A 497-nucleotide genomic window follows, 5' to 3' on the forward strand; every position below is an offset into this window, starting at 1 on the left:
GGGCGATGGCACCCCATCCGATGGTCAGCACGACCTCCGTCGGCGGCACCCCCGGCACGTACGACGCGGGGTCAGGGACGACCCGCGTCACCGCGACCGACTGGACGCGCTCCAGCTTGACGGCCTCGGTCGTGGTGGACGCGTGCGGCTGCGCCATGCCCTCTCCGGGCGGGTGCTCGTCGGTGTGGCACACCAGCAGCCGGCTGGCCGACAGGACCAGCACCGTCACGTGCCGCCGAACCTCCATCGCGGGGTCGAACGTCGCCTCGTGGTGGACGACGTAGGCGACGACGGGCTCGTCCCCGATGGCCGACTCGACCGCGTCCGCGACCAGGTCCGGGTAGTAACCGCTGCGCTCGATCGCCGTGCGCAGACCGCCGGCGGTCGCTCGGGTTTCCCTCATGGCCCCATCCTGCCCTGTCCGGGGGCGGACGCGCACATGACGACCGTCCTCCAGCCCCCACCCACCGCCATTCAACGGACGAGCTCCGCTCGAC

Annotated in this window: 1 protein-coding gene; it reads right to left on the minus strand. The window is 72.4% G+C overall.

Annotated elements, in window-relative coordinates:
* Window positions 1-403, minus strand: a 403-nt coding sequence (locus tag ETD83_RS42170; RefSeq protein ID WP_138650813.1) for a DUF5998 family protein, incomplete at its 3' end; no start/stop codon positions are given.
* Between the last annotated feature and the right edge of the window lie 94 nt (window positions 404-497).

The organism is Actinomadura soli, assembly GCF_005889715.1.
GTDB lineage: Bacteria > Actinomycetota > Actinomycetes > Streptosporangiales > Streptosporangiaceae > Spirillospora > Spirillospora soli.